The organism is Sphingomonas sp. (assembly GCF_017745215.1).
Taxonomy (GTDB): domain Bacteria; phylum Pseudomonadota; class Alphaproteobacteria; order Sphingomonadales; family Sphingomonadaceae; genus Sphingomonas.
The window spans coordinates 92,625-107,905 of the sequence record NZ_JAGHZV010000004.1 but is presented as its reverse complement, the minus strand read 5'-3'; the positions used below and the strand labels follow the sequence as shown (position 1 = coordinate 107,905).

Sequence of the window (15,281 nt, the reverse complement as noted above, 5' to 3'; positions counted from 1 at the left end):
GCGGTGCCAGCCTCGAAACTCGCCCTTTCGCGAGTTTCGAAACAGACGCTCAGTCGACCCAGCCCTTGCGCAGCGGCCTGACCGCGAGCAGCGCGAGCAGCCCGGCGAGCAGGTAGAAGCCCAGGCAGAACACCGCGGCGTAGCGCAGCGAATCGGCGCCGTAGCTCGCCTTGAGCACTTCGGAGAGGTAGCCCATCAACAGCGGGCCCAATCCCATGCCGATCAGGTTGTTGATGAACAGGAAGCTGCCCGAGGCCGTCGCACGCATGTGCTGCGGCACGAGATGCTGGACCGCGGTGGTCACGGGGCCGAGCCACAGGATGTTGAGCCCATTCGGGATCACCAGCAGCACCCAGGCAAGCCAGGGATTGGGGGTGAGGAAACCCGCCCCGAACAGGGGCACCGTCACCAGCCAGGCCGCTGCGGGGATGCGCGCGTACCAGCCGCGATCGCCCTTGCCGAGCCGGTCCGCCAGCCAGCCGCCCGCGAACACGCCTGCCGTGCCGCCGACGAGCAGCAGCGAGCCCATGTACTGGCCGGTCGTCACCAGGTCGAAGTCGAAGTTGCCCATCAGCACCAGCGGCGACCATAGCGCGAGCCCGTAGCCGCAGAGCGAACTGAACGAAGCGGCGAACGCCATGATCCAGAAGGCGGGCTTGCCCATGATGATCTCGAACACCGCCCCCACCGGCGCCGCGGCGGTACCCTCCGGCTTCGGCGGTCGCGGCACGTCGCGCACCACCGCGCGGAACACCGGCGCGACAAGCAGCCCCGCCACGCCCATCACGATGAACGCTGCGCGCCAGTTCACGAGTGCCGCGATATAGGCGCCGAGCAGCGTGCCGAGCGCGAGGCCGATCGGGATGCCGAGCGAGTAGATCCCCAGCGCCCGCGCGCGCCGCTCGGGCGGGAAATAGTCGGCGATCACCGCGTAGGAAGGCGCGACGCCCCCCGCCTCGCCGACGCCGACGCCGAGCCGGAACAGGAAGAGCTGCCAATAGCCGGTGGCGACGCCGCAGAGTCCGGTGAACACGCTCCACACCGCGAGCGAGCCCGCAATCACGCCCGAGCGGCTGGTCTTGTCGGCGAGGAAAGCGAGCGGCACGCCGAGCGTCGAATAGAGCGCGGCGAAGGCGAGGCCGCCGATCGCACCGAACTCGGTCTTGGTGAGGCCGAGGTCGGTCATGATCGGCTTGGCGAGGATGCCGAGGATCTGCCGGTCGAGGAAGTTGAAGGTGTAGACGAGCAGCAGCATCGCCAGCACCAGCCCGCGGGCGGGGAGAGGTTTGGCGGGAGGAGCGGTGTCGGTCATCGGCTGCTCGCTTTGATGGGTGTCATGTCTTCATCGTCATCCCGGTGGGAGTTCGATCCAACCGCATCCCGCATCGAAAAGAAAGGGCCGGGCATCGCAGGGACGCCCGGCCCAGTCGGTCGCTGGGAGTAATCCGCCAAACCCTCAGAACTTGATCGTGCCGGTGACGAACAGCTGCCGCGGGTTGCCGTAGAAGGCCGTCGCCACGCCCTCGAGCCCCAGCGTCGAGGTGTAGACCTTGGTCGCCGGATTGTAGGTCAGGTAATTGTAGCCCGAGGTGATGTAGCGCTCGTTGGTGATGTTCTTGGCGTGCAGGCCGATCGAATAGTGATCGCCCGGGAAGTCGTAGGTCAGGTTGGCGTCCCACAGCGCATAGCCGGGCTGGTCGAGCCAGGGGATCGGCGTCTCGAACTGCTGGGTCTTGCTGCGGTACGAGACCGTCGTCGAGAAGTTGAGCGTGCCGCCGCTCACCTCCAGATAGGTGCCGAGCGTGCCCGACAGCGTCCATTCGGGGGTGTTCTGGATGCCGCGCTGGCTGGCGACGTTCACGCCGTTGACGAAGAACTCGTTGTACTTGCCGTCGATCCAGCCGAGCGTGCCGTTCAGCGTCACGGCGGAGCCCGGCCCGGCATAGTCGCGCGCGACGCGGCCGTTCAGCTCGGCCTCGATCCCCTTGAAGGTCGCGCGCGCCGCATTGGTGGTCACGCCGACGAAGCTCTCGAAGATGCCGTCGCCATTTGCGTCGACACCGACCGAGCCCGGGATCTGGACGTTGTTGTATTTCGCGTAGAAGCCATCGATCGCATAGGTCAGGTCGTTGCCGAACAGCGACCCCTTCCAGCCCACCTCATAGCTGTCGACCGACTCGGGCTCGAACGAGATGAAGTCGTAGATCTCCTGGTAATCGCGCACGCCATTGTGGTTGGTGTCGGGCGCCGAGGTGCCGCCGCCGCGCGGATCGAAGCCGCCGCCCTTGAAGCCCTTCGAATAGGACGCATAGACCATCTGGTCGGGCGTGACCTTGAAGCTCACCGAGGCGCGCGGGGTGAACTTCTCGAAGCTCGCTTCGCCGCGGAAGTCGGTCGCGGTCGAGATCACCACCGCGCTGCCGCCGAACTGCGGCGAGGTGCCGCCGATCTTGGTCTGCTTGATCACATGGCTGCGGCGCTTGTCCCAGGTGTAGCGACCGCCGACCGAGACGCTGAGCTGGGGGGTGATGTCCCAGGTGAAGTCGCCGTAGACCGAGGGCGTGTGGGTGCGCACGTCGCCCGCGGTATAGGCGTTGAGCCCCGGCAGGCTGAGCAGCGCGCCCGTGGTCGAGAGCAGCACGTCGAACGAAGTCGAGGCCTGGGCATCGAGATAATAGAAGCCGAGGATGCCGTTCACATTGCTGCTCTTGTAGAGCAGCTGGAATTCCTGGCTGACCTGCTCGTTGCGATAGACCGCGGGCACGTCGACATCGACGCTGGGCAGCGAATCGAAGTCGATCGGCGAGAAGGAGCGGTCCTTGCGCCACGCGCTGATCGAGCGGAGCGTGACATGGTCGGTCACCTCGGCGCTGACGCTCATCGAAAGCCCGCCGCCACGCACGTCCTGCTTCGGATTGTTGAGCCCCGCCTGGGTATCGTAGACGTCCGACAGCACCGGCGTATGGGTGAGCATCGAAGTGAACAGCCGGTGGCCGTTGCGCGGGTTCGACTTGTCCCAGGTGTAGTCGCCGCTGATCCGGATCAGCATGCGCTGGTCGGGCGATTCGAACTCGACGCTGCCGCGCGTCGCCCAGATGTTCTTGTTGTAATTGTCGGCGCCGGTGATGATGTTCTCGCCGAAGCCGTCGCGCGTCAGCCGCGCGACCGAGCCGCCGATGCGAAGGTTGTCGGTGATCGGCGTGCTCGCGGTGAGCACGGCATCGGCCTGGTTGTACGAGCCATAGGTGCCGCGCAGCGAGATGCTCGGCTTGTCCGACAGCCGCTTGGTGACGTACTTCAGCGCGCCGCCGATCGTGTTGCGGCCATAGAGCGTGCCCTGCGGCCCACGCAGCACTTCGACGCGCTCGACGTCGTAGATGTCGAGCACCGCGGCCTGGGGACGGTTGAGATAGACGTCGTCGAGATAGATGCCGACGCCCGCTTCGAAGCCCGGCACCGGATCCTGCTGGCCGACGCCGCGGATGAAGGCCGTGAGCGTCGAATTGGTGCCGCGCGAATTCTCGAAGGTGACGTTGGGGGTGACCGCCGAAATGTCGGTGACGTCGATCGCACCCTGCTTCTCGAGCAGCTCGCCGGAGAAGGCCGTGACCGCGATCGGCACGTCCTGGAGGCGCTCCGCGCGGCGGCGTGCGGTGACGACGATCTCGCCGCCTTCCTCGGGCGCGGACGCCGACTCGTCCTGCGCGGCGGGCTCGTCTTGCGCGAAGGCAGGGGCGGCCGAAAGCGCCATCAGTGCGGCGCCGGCAGCGAGAATCATACGGGCAGACGGAATCGTTCGTGACATTGCAGTCATCCTCCCCAGAATACAGCCCCGCTTTGCGCGGGGGTTGTTCGATGTTGCCGGAAGCTATACTGAAACCTGAACCATGTTTCAACTTGGATCGACGGGGGAGAGCGTGAAATGGCCAGCGGCCGTGGCTTGACGGCAACAAGTGCCGGGCCGGAGAGCGGCCAGACGGGCGGCGAAGCGGCGAGCGCGGGCAAGGAACCGCGCACCGCGCGCGGCCGGCGCACGCTGCGCGCGATCCTCGACGCAGCGGCCGAGGAGTTCGGCGAGAAGGGCTTCCACGAAGGCTCGATCAGCGGGATCACGCGCCGCGCCGGTGTCGCGCTCGGCAGCTTCTACACGTATTTCGACTCGAAGGACGCGGTGTTCCGCGCGCTGGTCCGCGACATGAGCGAGCAGGTGCGCGAGCATGTCGCGCCGGTGCTCAAGGATGCACCCGGCCAGATCGCAGCCGAGCGGGCGGCGCTATTGGCGTTCATCCGCTTCGCCCGCGCGCACAAGGAGATCTACCGGATCATCGACGAAGCCGAGTTCGTCGATCCCGAGAGCTTCCGCCTCCACTATGCCACCACGGCCGATCGCATCGCCGCGCGCCTCAAGGCCGCCGCCGAACGCGGCGAGGTGCGCAAGGACGTCAGCGAGATCCACGCCTGGGCGATCATGGGGATGAACGTGTTCCTCGGCCTGCGCTACTCGGTGTGGGACGAAGGCATGGACCCGGAGCGAATCGCCGAGGTGGTCGAATCGTTGCTGGCCGAGGGGATCGGGACGAAGAAATAGACGCGGAAGCGCCGCCCGCTCACTGTTTCCCGAGCATGTCCCGCAGGCCCGCCAGCGCGCCGAACGGGCCGGCCTCCTCTTCGCTGATCACGCCGGCGTCCTTGAGAGCCTGCGCCGCGCGGGGGCTGCGCGGGAAGGGATCGAGCGCGAGCGCGAGCGTCTCGGCCGCGGCCTCGCCCAGGTCGATCGCGCCGCCGGTGAAGAACGCCGTGTCGCATTCGTCGGCGGAGAGCTCGATCTCGTCGCCGGTCTCGCCGCCTTCGGGGAGGAAGAGGATCTCGAAATCCTCCTCGACCGCCGCCGGCACCGGATCGCCGGTCGCGACGCAGCTCTGCGTCACCTTCGCCGAGAGATGACCGGTCGCGTGCACCCCGGCGCCCTCGCGGCGCAGCGCGTAGTTCGCTTCGAGCGCGTCGATCGCCTGCAGGTCGAAGCGCTCGGCCAGCGCCGCGCGCTCGCCGGGCTCGGCGGTCACCGTCACGCGGCTTTCGCCGACGCCGATCTGGTCGAGCCGATGCGGCCGGGCGAACTCGGGGGTCATTCGGGCAGCCCCGTCGAGAGGATCGCCGCCACCGACGCCGCGTCGAACCGCGCCCTCAGCGCGACCAGCCCGGCCTCGACATGCGCGAGCGCCGCGTCCGCCGGCGCATGGCCGCGATAGACGTTGCGCACCAGTGCGGACTTCAGGTCGCCCGCCGCCAGCCCCGCGCGATAGGCGCCCAGCCGCCCGCCGAGCATCCCCATCATCTTGCCGATGTGCTTGCCGACGACGATGTCGCCGATCCCGATCTGGCGCAGCTGCCCGTCCATGTCCTCGACGAAGCATTCGGCGATCCAGGTGCTGGGCGCCACCGCCCCGGCCTCGCCCTCGAGCCGCAGCAGCACCATCGCGAGCACCGCGGCGATCATGTCGAACCGCCCGTCGACGCTGTCCGCAACCTCGCCTTCGACATACCAGTGCGGCTGGCGCGCGAGCGCGACGATCTGGCGGTAGAGGTGCGGCGCGATGCCGCGATCGGGTTTGCGGAACAGCCGCTGGAAGAAGGTCATTCGCCTGGTGTCTCGATTGCTGCGGGCGCGCGACCTTGTTTGGCCGCAATTCCCGGCATATTGAGGCGATCCGCGCCCGTTGCAATGCGCGCCTTGCTGTTCTGGAGAAGCGAATGCCGCTGTTTCGTGTCCGCACCCTTGCTTGCGTCGCGCTGGTCGCCGCGCTGGGCACCACGGCGTGCACGCCGGTGCGCACGCACCAGGGCTATGTCGTCGATACCGAGCTGGTCAATTCGATCCAGCCGGGCGTCGACAATCGCGAATCGGTGCTGACCACGCTCGGCCAGCCGACCTTCACGAGCCAGTTCAACCAGGGCGAGTGGTACTACGTCTCGCGCAACAGCTCGAACTTCGCGTTCAACAACCCGCGCGCCAGGGACCAGATGACGCTGCGCGTCACCTTCGACGACAAGGGCAATGTCCGCGCGGTCGACAAGATGGGCGCCGACCTGATCGCCTCGGTCGACCCGACCAGCAAGAAGACGCCGACCTTGGGCCGCAAGCGCAGCTTCCTCGAGGATCTGTTCGGCAACATCGGCACCGTCGGCGCGCCCGGCGCCGGCCCGGCGGGCGGCGGCGACGGCCCCTGACGCCTTAACCACCCTTGCTGGACGATGAAGCGCTCATTCGAGCCCGGTTCAGCGGGACTCCTCCAGAACCGTTTCTGCCGACGGGAGGCGTGCCTTTCACGAAAAGGGGCGCACTGCCGGAGGGGGAATTGCGAATGAGGAGGAAGACCCCATGAAGAAGTTCATCACCGCCGCGCTGCTCGCGGCCGTTGCGATGCCCGCGGTCGCGGTGCCGACGGCCGCCAATGCGCAGTCGAACCGCGAGCTCCGCCGCGACCGCGAGGATATCCGCAAGCAGCAGGGCGAGCTTCGCGACGCGCAGCGCCGTGGCGACCGCCGCGATGTCCGCGACGAACGCCGCGACGTGCGCGATGCACGCCAGGAATATCGCGAGGACCTCAACGATCGCAACCGCAGCTGGCGCGACAACGACTGGCGCGACTGGCGCGGCCGCAACCGCGGCACCTTCGCGCGCGGCAACTGGCATGCGCCGTTTCGCTACCAGCAGTTCCGCAGCGGCTCGCGGATCTCGGTGGGCTTCTACGCGCCGGGCTATCGCATCTCGGATCCGTGGCGCTACCACCTGCCGCGCCCGGGCTACAACCAGGCGTGGGTGCGCCACTACAACGACATCCTGCTGGTCGACGTCCGCCGCGGCATCGTGCTTCGCGTGATCCCGGGCTTCTACTGGTAAGGCTGGGCTGAGCCCTGAAGAAATCACCCCCGGGCGGCAAGGCACCGCCCGGGGGTTTTTCGTCGCGCCGGCTGGAAGCCGGGCGGTTTAGGCCCCGAAAGGGGGGAGGGACCCAGGCTGGCAAACGCGGGTCAGGCGATTTGGTTCGATGCCGACATCATTTTTGTGACGAATGGCGCCTCAGCGCACCGTGAAGAGCACTTGGTCGACGACGCGCCCGCCAAGGTCGACCAGCGCCAGCGTGTGCCGGCCGCGCGGCGCGAGCACCAGCGGCCGCGAATCGGCGGCGCCGAGGTCGCGCTTGTCGAGCAGCAGCCGGTGGCCGATCACTTCGCCCGAGACCGTCACCGACAGCCCCTGGCGATCGCGCGGGATATCGGGGTCGAGCGCATAGACGCTGCCCGACACCGGGTTCACGATCCGCGGCCGCCGCGCCGCCATCGGTGCCTGCGCGACCTGGTCCATCGCGGTGCCCTTGAGGAAATATTCCGCGCGCGGCTGTTCGACATGATCTGCGAAGGTGATGCGGCGCTCGTCGATCCCCGCAGGCCGTTCGGGCTGGCGGCCGGGCACCTCGCGGTGGAGCGCCAGCATCACGTCGCGCCACACCGGCGCGGCGCCGCTCGTTCCCGAGACCGCCCGCATCGGATCGCCCTCGAGGTTGCCGACCCACACCGCGACGGTGAACCGGTCAGAGAAGCCGACGCACCAATTGTCGCGCATCGCCTTCGACGTGCCCGTCTTCGCCGCCGCCCAGAAGGGCAGCCGCAGCGACGAATCGAGCCCGAAGGTGCCCGCACGCGCATTGGGATCGGCGAGGATGTCGGCGACGATCCACGCCGCCTGCGGCGTCGTCACCGGCCGGGGCGCGACATGCGCATCATCCTTCGTCAGCCTGAGCGGCCCCCAGCGCCCGCCCAGCGCGAGGCTGCGATAGGCCGCGGCCTGCTCCATCAGCGTCACTTCGGCCGAGCCGAGCGCGAGCGAATAGCCGTAATAGTCGCCGTCCTCGGTGAGCCCGTGATAGCCGGTATCCCACAGCCGGTCGTGGAAGCTGTTCACCCCGACGAGCAGCAACGTGCGCACCGCCGGCACGTTGAGCGACCCCGCCAGCGCATTCCGCGCCGAGACCGGCCCCTTGAACCCCTTGTCGTAGTTCTGCGGCACATAGAGGCCCGAAGCGGTGTCGAGCTGCACCGGCGAATCGTCGAGGATCGACGCGGCGGTGAGATAGCCCTTCTCGATCGCCTGGGCGTAGAGGAAGGGCTTGAGCGTCGAACCCGCCTGGCGATAGGCGGTCGCGCCGTTGACCTGCGGCGCGGTCGAGGCGCCGCCGATCCCGCCGACCATCGCGAGTACGTCGCCGCTCGCATTGTCGACCACCACCACCGCGCCGTCGCGCGCGCGGGTGCCGCCGAGCTCCTGGAGCTGGTGGCGCAGCGCCTGGATCGCGACGCGCTGGATGCGTGCGTCGAGCGTAGTGGTGATGCGCAGCCCGGGCTTGGTGAGCAGCATGTCCGAAAGGTGCGGCGCGAGGCCGGGATCGAGCGCGAGGCTGCGCGCCGGGCCGAGCATCGACGCGGCGAGCCCGGCGAAGCGTCGGCAATCCTGGTCGTGGCTCAGCGCGCAGGCCCGCGCCGCGACCTGCGCCGCATCGGCGCGCGGATCGGGGAGCAGTGCCGCGAGCAGCAGCGCATCGTCGCGGGTGAGCGCGGCGGGGGTCTTGCCGAACAGCCCGAGCGCGGCGGCGCCGATCCCCTGCGCCTCGCCGCGGAAGCCGGCGAGGTTGAGATAGGCTTCGAGGATCTGGTCCTTGCTCCAGCGCTGCTCGAGCGCGGCGCCGGCGCGCATCTGGCGCAGCTTCTCGCGCCAGCCGCGCGAGCCCGGCGCTGCGAGCTCGGGCGAGAGGAATGCCGCGACCTGCATCGAGAGCGTGCTCGCCCCACGCGAGCGCTTGCCCTCGAGACGATCCCTGAGTGCCCCGCCGACCGCGAGCCAGTCGATCCCGCCGTGCGCGCGGAAGCGCCGGTCCTCGGCAGCGACGAGCACCTCGCGCGCGACAGGCGAGACCTTGTCGAGCGGCGTCCAGGCGAGCCGTCGCGCCTGATAGTCGACGCGCGCGCTGTCGATCAGCACACCGCTCCGATCGTAGAGCCAGCTTTCGGACGGCGCCCAGGCGGCGCGGGTCTTGGCATAGTCGGGGAGCAGCGGCGGCAGCGTCGCCCAGTCCGCGGCCGCGAACCCGCCGGCGACGAGGACGACGCTGGCGATGCCGAGCCGCGCCGGGGTGAGAATGCCGCGGACGCCGCGCTCGTCCCATTCGTCGAGGAGCCGGGTGACAACCCGCCGGCCCCAAGCCGCCACCCCCGCGAAAGCGGGGACTCCGCTTCTTGCCTTCTTCGCAATCCAGGCAGCGTATTCGCGGAGAGCACCAAAGCGGGGCTCCCGCTTTCGCGGGGGCGACACGTTTGAATCTACGCCGTCACGCTCATCACTCACATCGACTCACCGCTGCGCGACGCTCATCACGGCATTGGGCGCCTGCGCGCGGATCTCGGGCGAGTACATCGCTTCCACCCGCGTCGCCGGCAGGTTGAACTTGCCGGTGGAGTTGACCCGCATCACGTAGGACACCGTCGCGCTCCCCGCGGGCAGCCAGGCGAAATAGGCGCGCCACGCGTCCTTGCCGCGCTCGACATAGCTCGGCTGCGCGCCGGTGCCGCTGCCCGCCTGGGCGCCCAGCATTTGCGACTGGCCGCCGAGATCGCCGACGATCGTCGCGCCCGCGGGCACCGGATCGTTGATCACCACCCAGTTGCGCTCGGCCGAGGCATCGACCGTGATCGTCACCTTGATCACGTCGCCGCGGCTGAGCACGCCCGGCTTGTACGCCTGGATGACCTCGATCTTCTTGGTCATCTTGTAGCCGGCGAACAACGGCTGGGTGAGCGGCACCGCGGCCTTGACCGTCACGAACGCCCAGGGGCCCGCGCCCGCGGACTGCGTGAACGCGATCGGCGTCTGCGCCGCGGGCAGCGCGAAGCTGAACGCGCGCTGCGGCTCGGCGAGCGGCCAGCTCCGCGCCACCGTCTGGCTGCCGAACAGCGCCGTGGTGCTGCCGGTCACAGCCTGCGCGGGATACATCGCCATGAACTTGCGCGCGGCGATCGTGCCCCAGGCATTGGCGGTGGTCGTGTCCCAATGGCCCTTCATCTGGCGCTTGCCGAGCCCGACGAAGATCTTGCTCGAATCATTGGCCCAGGCCGGTCGGCCAAGCGTGGCGATCGCGAGCTTGGCCACCGCCTCGTCGTCCGACGACATCAGCCACCACGGCATCTTGCCCTTGTCGCCGATGTCGATCCGCGTGCCTTCGTAGACGAGGCGCGTGCGCAGCACCTTCTCGCCGTCGAGCCGCAGCGCATTGGCATTGGCGAGCCCCTGCACATGGCCGAGCGCGTCGAGATAGTCGGCGAGCGTCGCGGTGGGCATCTCGGCCGGCGTGATGCCGAGCTGGCCGAGCATCGAGGCATCGGCCGCGCCCTGTCGCGCCAGCGCCGCGAAGATCGCGACGTTGCGGAAGCGCGCGTCGCCATAATCCTCGTGGCGCAGCTTGCCTGCGAGCACGGTCTTGAGCGCGTCGATCATCCTGGCGCGCGGACCGTCGGGCAGCGGCAGCCCGGCCTCGGCAGTGATCGACAGCACGTACGCCGTCAGCGCTTCCGAGCCCGGCAGGCTGTCGGTGGTGAAGTAGCGCGCGAGCCCGTCGTTATCGAGATAGGCGGGCAGCTCGCTCGCGATCCGCGTCCAGGCGCCGGTGTCACCCAGCGCGATCGCCTTCGAGGTGCGCTGCTCGAGGCAGCCGTACGGATACCAGCTCATGTATTCGCGCACGCCCGAGAGCGGCGGCGCGACCGTGTCGGCGAGCAGCACGTCGACGCTGCCGCGGCCGGGGAGCGCCCCTGCCGGCAGCATGATCGCGAAGCTCGACGCCGGATTGCCCACGGGCCCGGCCTGGACCAGCGACGAGGCCCAGACCTCGACCGGCACCGCGGGAACGACTTCCTGCGTCACCGTCACCTGGTCCTTGGCCTTGCCGTCGGGCGAGCTCGCCTTCACCGTCCAGGTGAGGTTGCCTTCGATTCCCGGCATGGTGAGGTTCCACGTCACCGGCACCGCGCCGCCCGCCGGGATATCGACGGTGAGCGGCTTGCCGGTCGCGACGCGCGGGCTCACGTCCACCGTCGCGGTGATCCGCATCGGCTTGTCCGAGCCGTTGCGCAGCGTGAACATCGCCCCGAAGGTGTCGCCGGTGCGCGCCAGCGGCGGCACGCCCGAGAAGATGCTGAGGTCCTGCGCGGTCCGAATTTTGGTCTCGCCGGTGCCGAACAGCTGCGCGCCGTCGGTCGCGATCGCGACGAGGCGGAACTGCGACAGCGCGTCGGAGAGCGGCACCTTGACCTGGGCATGGCCGTTCGCGTCGAGATCGACCTTGCCCTGCCACAAGAGCACCGGCTGGAAATTCTCGCGGTTGAGCCCCGAGAGATCGCCACCGCCGCCGCCGCCGGCTTCCACCGCCTTCTTGCCGTAATGCCGCTTGCCGACCACCTGGGTCTGCGCGGTCGAGGTGAGCACCGAGAGCGGGCGATCACCCATCATCGCGTCGAGCACGTCCCAGCTCGGATTGGGCGCGAGCTGGAGCAGCGCCTCGTCGACCGCGGCGAAGGCGACGTTGGCGGTCGCCGCGGGCTTGCCGTCGGGCGTCTTCACGTCGAGGTCGACCGTCGCGGTGTCGCGCGCGCCGTATTTCTCCTTGTCGGCCTTCACCGTCACGCCGAGCCGGTGCGCGTCCCAGCCGACCTTCACCTTGGCGACGCCGATGCGGTAGCTCGGCTTGGCGAGGTCGACGGTCGCGGTCTCGCTCGCGCCTTCCTTGCTGAAGAAGGGGATTCCCCAGTCGCGCGCGAGGTCGGCGGTCCATTGCGACCAGCCGGCGACGCGCCCGCGCACCGCCATCACCGAGACATAGCAATCGGGCGCGTAGGCGCCGTCCATCGGCACTTCGATCACCGGATCCTTGCCCGACAGCGTCGTCACGAAGCTCGACAGCACGCCCTCGCGCTCGACCGTGACCAGCGCGGTCGCGGCCTGGAAGGGCATGCGCACCTGGAAGCGGGCGGTCTCGCCCGACTTATACTCCTGCTTCTCGGGGATGACGTCCATGCGGTCGCCATTGTCGCCGCCGAACCACCAGGCGTCGTCGCCGACCAGCCACACCGAGGTGACGGCACGCGACTCATTGCCGTTGGCGTCCTTGGTGGTCGCCACCGCATAGACTTCGCCCGACACGCCCGGGTTGAGCTGGCAGGTCGCCATCCCCTGCGCATCGCTGGTCGCGGCGCAGGAAGCGGAGAGCTTGGTGGTCTTCACCTGGTTGTCATAGGCGTAGAAGCCGCCGATCAGCCGCCGCCGCGCGGTGAGCACCTCGCGGCTGTAGAGGTCGACCGTCACCGACTGGTTGGCCACCGGCTTGCCCGAGGTGTCGAGCGTGACGAGGCGCAGGCGGAGGTCGTCCTGCTTCATCAGCCAGCCGTCGGTCTTGACGCCGAGCCGCACGCCCGAGGCATAGAGCGGGATATAGGAGGACGCGGTCAGCACCTCGCCGTTGGCGTCCTGGTAATCCATCTCGACCTGCATCGTCGTGTCGCCGTCGATCGTCTGCGGCACGTCGACCGTGGTGCGCGCGCTGCCGTCGGCGCCGAGCGTCGAGGGGATGGTCTGGGTCGGCGGCAGGCTGGCCGTGTCCTGGCTGTCGGCGTCGTCGACATCGTCGATATCGACGTTCAGCGCCTTGGTGCCTTCCTCGATCCTGTGGCCGCCGAAGGTGTACGCCTCATAGCCCTCGGGCGAGGAGGAGCTGGCGAAATAGCCGACGCGCAGGTCGACCGGCAGGTTGGACGCGCCGCCGCCCGAGAGATAGCCGACGAACAGGTCGAGCGGCAGCGTCTTGGGCCGGATCGCGGGGTCCTTCGGGCCCGAGACGGTCGCCTTCATCGTCGGCAGGCGATATTCGTCGACCTTGAACGACTGGCCGGTCCAGAGCTGGCGCTCCTCGCTCTTGCCGTCGACCGAGGCATTGTAGAGCACGGTGAGGTTATAGTCGCCCATCGGCGCGCCCTGCGGCACCTGCCAGGTCGAATCGGCATTGCCGCTCGCATCGACGGTCAGCGGCAGGTCGAACTGCGTGTCCGATCCGCCATGCGTCAGCCGCAGCTTGCCGGTGAAGCCCGGCGCGAGCGCGAAGCCGTTGGCGGCCGGGCGGCGCAGGATGTGCTTCATGTGGATCGTCTCGCCCTGGCGGACCAGCGCGCGGTCGAAGACGCTGTGGAACACGTCGTCGGGGGCGCTGTAGCCATAGGGCAGGTCGAAGTCGCTCGGCGTGATGCCGTCGTCCCACAAGGTGCAGTCGAAGCTATAGTCGTCGCCCTTGGTCGCGGAGACCATCAGCGGATGGTTGGTGCTGGTGTCGCCGCAGCCGCCCCAGCTCTCCTGGTCGGGCAGCTCGGCGGGGACCGCGAGCCGGCCCGATTCGTCGGTCTTGCCCTTGGCGATCACCAGCCCGGTGCAGCTGTCCGAGATGCGCACGTCGGCGCCCCCGACGCCCAGCCCGCTATCGAGGGCGGTCACCCACACCAGCGAGCCTTCGCGGCCCCATTTGAAATGGACCGACATGTTGGTGACGAGCGCTGCGGTCGCGACGTAGCGCGGCGCCTGGCGCCCGAGCAGCGCCTCGCCGAGCCTGGGCGAAGCGAGCTCGACGACGTAGAAGCCCGGCTTGGTCAGCGGGATGCCGACGACCTCGAAGTCCTTGCCCTTGCCCGGCAATCCGACGTTGAACTGCGTCGCGCCGCCCTTGCCCTGGAGGATCGACTTGGCGCCGGTCTGGTTGACCGAGACGGTGTCGTCGCCCTTCTTGACCTGGTCGTATTTGGTCTGGCCCGCCTCGTCGACGGTGCGCATCCAGCGCGCGACGTCGCCGTCCGACGAATCGATCCGCAGCGCCTGGCCGGCGACCGTGAGATTCTGCCCCTGGAGCTGCTCCTCGACGTTGCGCACCGTGACCGGCAGCACGCCGCCCTGGTTGAGCTCAAGGATACCGAAGTCGCTCGCGAACTTCACCAGCGGCGGCGCCTCGTCGATCTTGATGTCGAGCGGGAAGCGCTGGGCGTTGGCGAGCTTGCGCGTGCTCTCGTCGGTGATGTCGGCGGGGAGCAGCAGCTTGGCGGTCACCGCGGCGGGGAGCGGCGCCTTGAACTTGATGTCCGAGACGAACTTGGCGCGCTTGTCGCTGTCCGAAAGCGCCGGCGCGATCTGCTGGCCGTCGGGCGTCTGGATGCGGATCGCCTCGGCCTTCTCGCGCGGGATCGGCGCCGAGAAGCGGACATAGCCGTCCTGCACCGGGTTGCAGCCCGCCTGGGCGTTGACCCGCGAGCATTCCCAACGCGCCTCGAAGGGCTTGCGCACGGTATAGTCGAAACGCTGGTCGGCACCGGCGAGCTTGCCGGTGACGCCGCGCACGTCCTTGCTCCAGAACAGCGCCATGTCGCGGCCCGGCGCGAGCGGTCGGCGGCAGCGCAGCGCCACCACGGTCGAGAGTGCCTTCTGCCGGTCCTCCGCGCTCGCCGGCAGCGCCTGCGGCAGGCCCGCGCTCTCGAGGAACTCGCGCACCTCCCAGCGATCGGTGCCCATGTCGGCGAGCAGCTGCGCAGGGATGGCAGGCGACAGCACCTCCACCGGGATGCGCTCGCCGATGCCGTCGACGGTGCAATAGCTGGTCGCCGCCACCGAGGCGGTGTCGACGCCCTGGTTGGCGGCGACGAGGAACACCTGGTCCTCCTCGATCTGGCCGCCGTAGCGCGTCGGCAGCACCGCGCGCACCGTGGGCCCGCCGCTGTCGACGGTGAAGTCGTGCTGCCCCGCGATCGCATAGCCCGACAGGCTCTTGAGCTTGTCCTTGAGCTTGAACGCGCAGCTGATCCCGCCGGGGAGCGGCGATGCGAATTCATGGACGAAGGTCTGCTGGTCGACCCAGCGGCCGGTGCCCGCGACCGGGCAGGTCACGTCGAAGGGCGATTCGGCGCGGGGATCGCCCAGCGCGACCATCGGCGTGCTGAAGCGGACGGTGAATCGCTCGATCGCGCCGTTGCCGATGCCGGGCGTGGCCATCTCGACTTGGGGAGAATTGTCGCCGAACGCGGCGATCGCGCCGATCGGCGCCGCCACGAGAGCCAGGAGTGCAACCCGCAGAACCAGCTTCATGGCAGTACCTTCTCCCCTAAAGGCATGGCGGCAACGATACGCGCGCTTCGTTACGAGTCCAGTG

9 protein-coding genes are annotated in these 15,281 nt (G+C 68.9%); 3 read left to right on the top strand and 6 right to left on the bottom strand.

The features are described 5' to 3' along the window. Positions 1-49: 49 nt before the first annotated feature. Positions 50-1,312 (bottom strand): MFS transporter, encoded by a 1,263-nt coding sequence (locus J7495_RS05660; protein WP_294055233.1) that lies wholly within the window; start codon positions 1,310-1,312, stop codon positions 50-52. Between the two features lie 144 nt (positions 1,313-1,456). Further along, a complete protein-coding gene (locus J7495_RS05655) occupies positions 1,457-3,778 on the bottom strand; it encodes a TonB-dependent receptor (RefSeq protein ID WP_294055231.1) in 2,322 nt (773 codons plus the stop codon). A 144-nt stretch (positions 3,779-3,922) separates the two neighbouring features. Between J7495_RS05655 and J7495_RS05650 the strand changes: the two genes are divergently transcribed. Continuing rightward, a complete protein-coding gene (locus J7495_RS05650) occupies positions 3,923-4,588 on the top strand; it encodes a TetR/AcrR family transcriptional regulator (protein ID WP_294055229.1) in 666 nt (221 codons plus the stop codon). A 19-nt stretch (positions 4,589-4,607) separates the two neighbouring features. On the opposite strand, the gene J7495_RS05645 is transcribed toward J7495_RS05650, so the two are convergent. Further along, on the bottom strand, positions 4,608-5,129 hold the full coding sequence (locus tag J7495_RS05645; RefSeq protein ID WP_294055228.1) for a YceD family protein: 522 nt from the start codon (positions 5,127-5,129) through the stop codon (positions 4,608-4,610). Then, positions 5,126-5,638 (bottom strand): ubiquinol-cytochrome C chaperone family protein, encoded by a 513-nt coding sequence (locus tag J7495_RS05640; protein ID WP_294055226.1) that lies wholly within the window; start codon positions 5,636-5,638, stop codon positions 5,126-5,128. The genes J7495_RS05645 and J7495_RS05640 overlap by 4 nt, the downstream gene beginning before the upstream one ends. A gap of 113 nt (positions 5,639-5,751) precedes the next feature. On the opposite strand from J7495_RS05640, the gene bamE reads away from it, so the two are divergent. Both bamE and J7495_RS05630 read left to right on the top strand, forming a co-directional pair. Next, positions 5,752-6,228 carry an outer membrane protein assembly factor BamE gene (bamE, locus tag J7495_RS05635; RefSeq protein WP_294055224.1) on the top strand — a complete coding sequence of 159 codons (477 nt, stop codon included), beginning with the start codon at positions 5,752-5,754 and terminating at the stop codon, positions 6,226-6,228. A gap of 151 nt (positions 6,229-6,379) precedes the next feature. Then, positions 6,380-6,901, top strand: coding sequence for an RcnB family protein (locus J7495_RS05630; RefSeq protein WP_294055222.1), 522 nt, complete (start codon positions 6,380-6,382; stop codon positions 6,899-6,901). Between the two features lie 180 nt (positions 6,902-7,081). On the opposite strand, the gene pbpC is transcribed toward J7495_RS05630, so the two are convergent. Next, positions 7,082-9,172, bottom strand: coding sequence for a penicillin-binding protein 1C (gene pbpC, locus J7495_RS05625; RefSeq protein ID WP_294055476.1), 2,091 nt, complete (start codon positions 9,170-9,172; stop codon positions 7,082-7,084). Positions 9,173-9,406: 234 nt separating this feature from the next. After that, positions 9,407-15,217, bottom strand: a complete 5,811-nt coding sequence (locus J7495_RS05620) for an MG2 domain-containing protein (protein WP_294055221.1) — start codon at positions 15,215-15,217, stop codon at positions 9,407-9,409. Positions 15,218-15,281 lie beyond the last annotated feature (64 nt).

Bases quoted from the DNA above. Each gene is read 5' to 3' on its own strand.
- J7495_RS05660 (WP_294055233.1), bottom strand. From the start codon at position 1,312: ATGACCGACACCGCTCCTCCCGCCAAACCTCTCCCCGCCCGCGGGCTG.
- J7495_RS05655 (WP_294055231.1), bottom strand. From the start codon at position 3,778: ATGATTCTCGCTGCCGGCGCCGCACTGATGGCGCTTTCGGCCGCCCCT.
- J7495_RS05650 (WP_294055229.1), top strand. From the start codon at position 3,923: ATGGCCAGCGGCCGTGGCTTGACGGCAACAAGTGCCGGGCCGGAGAGC.
- J7495_RS05645 (WP_294055228.1), bottom strand. From the start codon at position 5,129: ATGACCCCCGAGTTCGCCCGGCCGCATCGGCTCGACCAGATCGGCGTC.
- J7495_RS05640 (WP_294055226.1), bottom strand. From the start codon at position 5,638: ATGACCTTCTTCCAGCGGCTGTTCCGCAAACCCGATCGCGGCATCGCG.
- bamE (WP_294055224.1), top strand. From the start codon at position 5,752: ATGCCGCTGTTTCGTGTCCGCACCCTTGCTTGCGTCGCGCTGGTCGCC.
- J7495_RS05630 (WP_294055222.1), top strand. From the start codon at position 6,380: ATGAAGAAGTTCATCACCGCCGCGCTGCTCGCGGCCGTTGCGATGCCC.
- J7495_RS05620 (WP_294055221.1), bottom strand. From the start codon at position 15,217: ATGAAGCTGGTTCTGCGGGTTGCACTCCTGGCTCTCGTGGCGGCGCCG.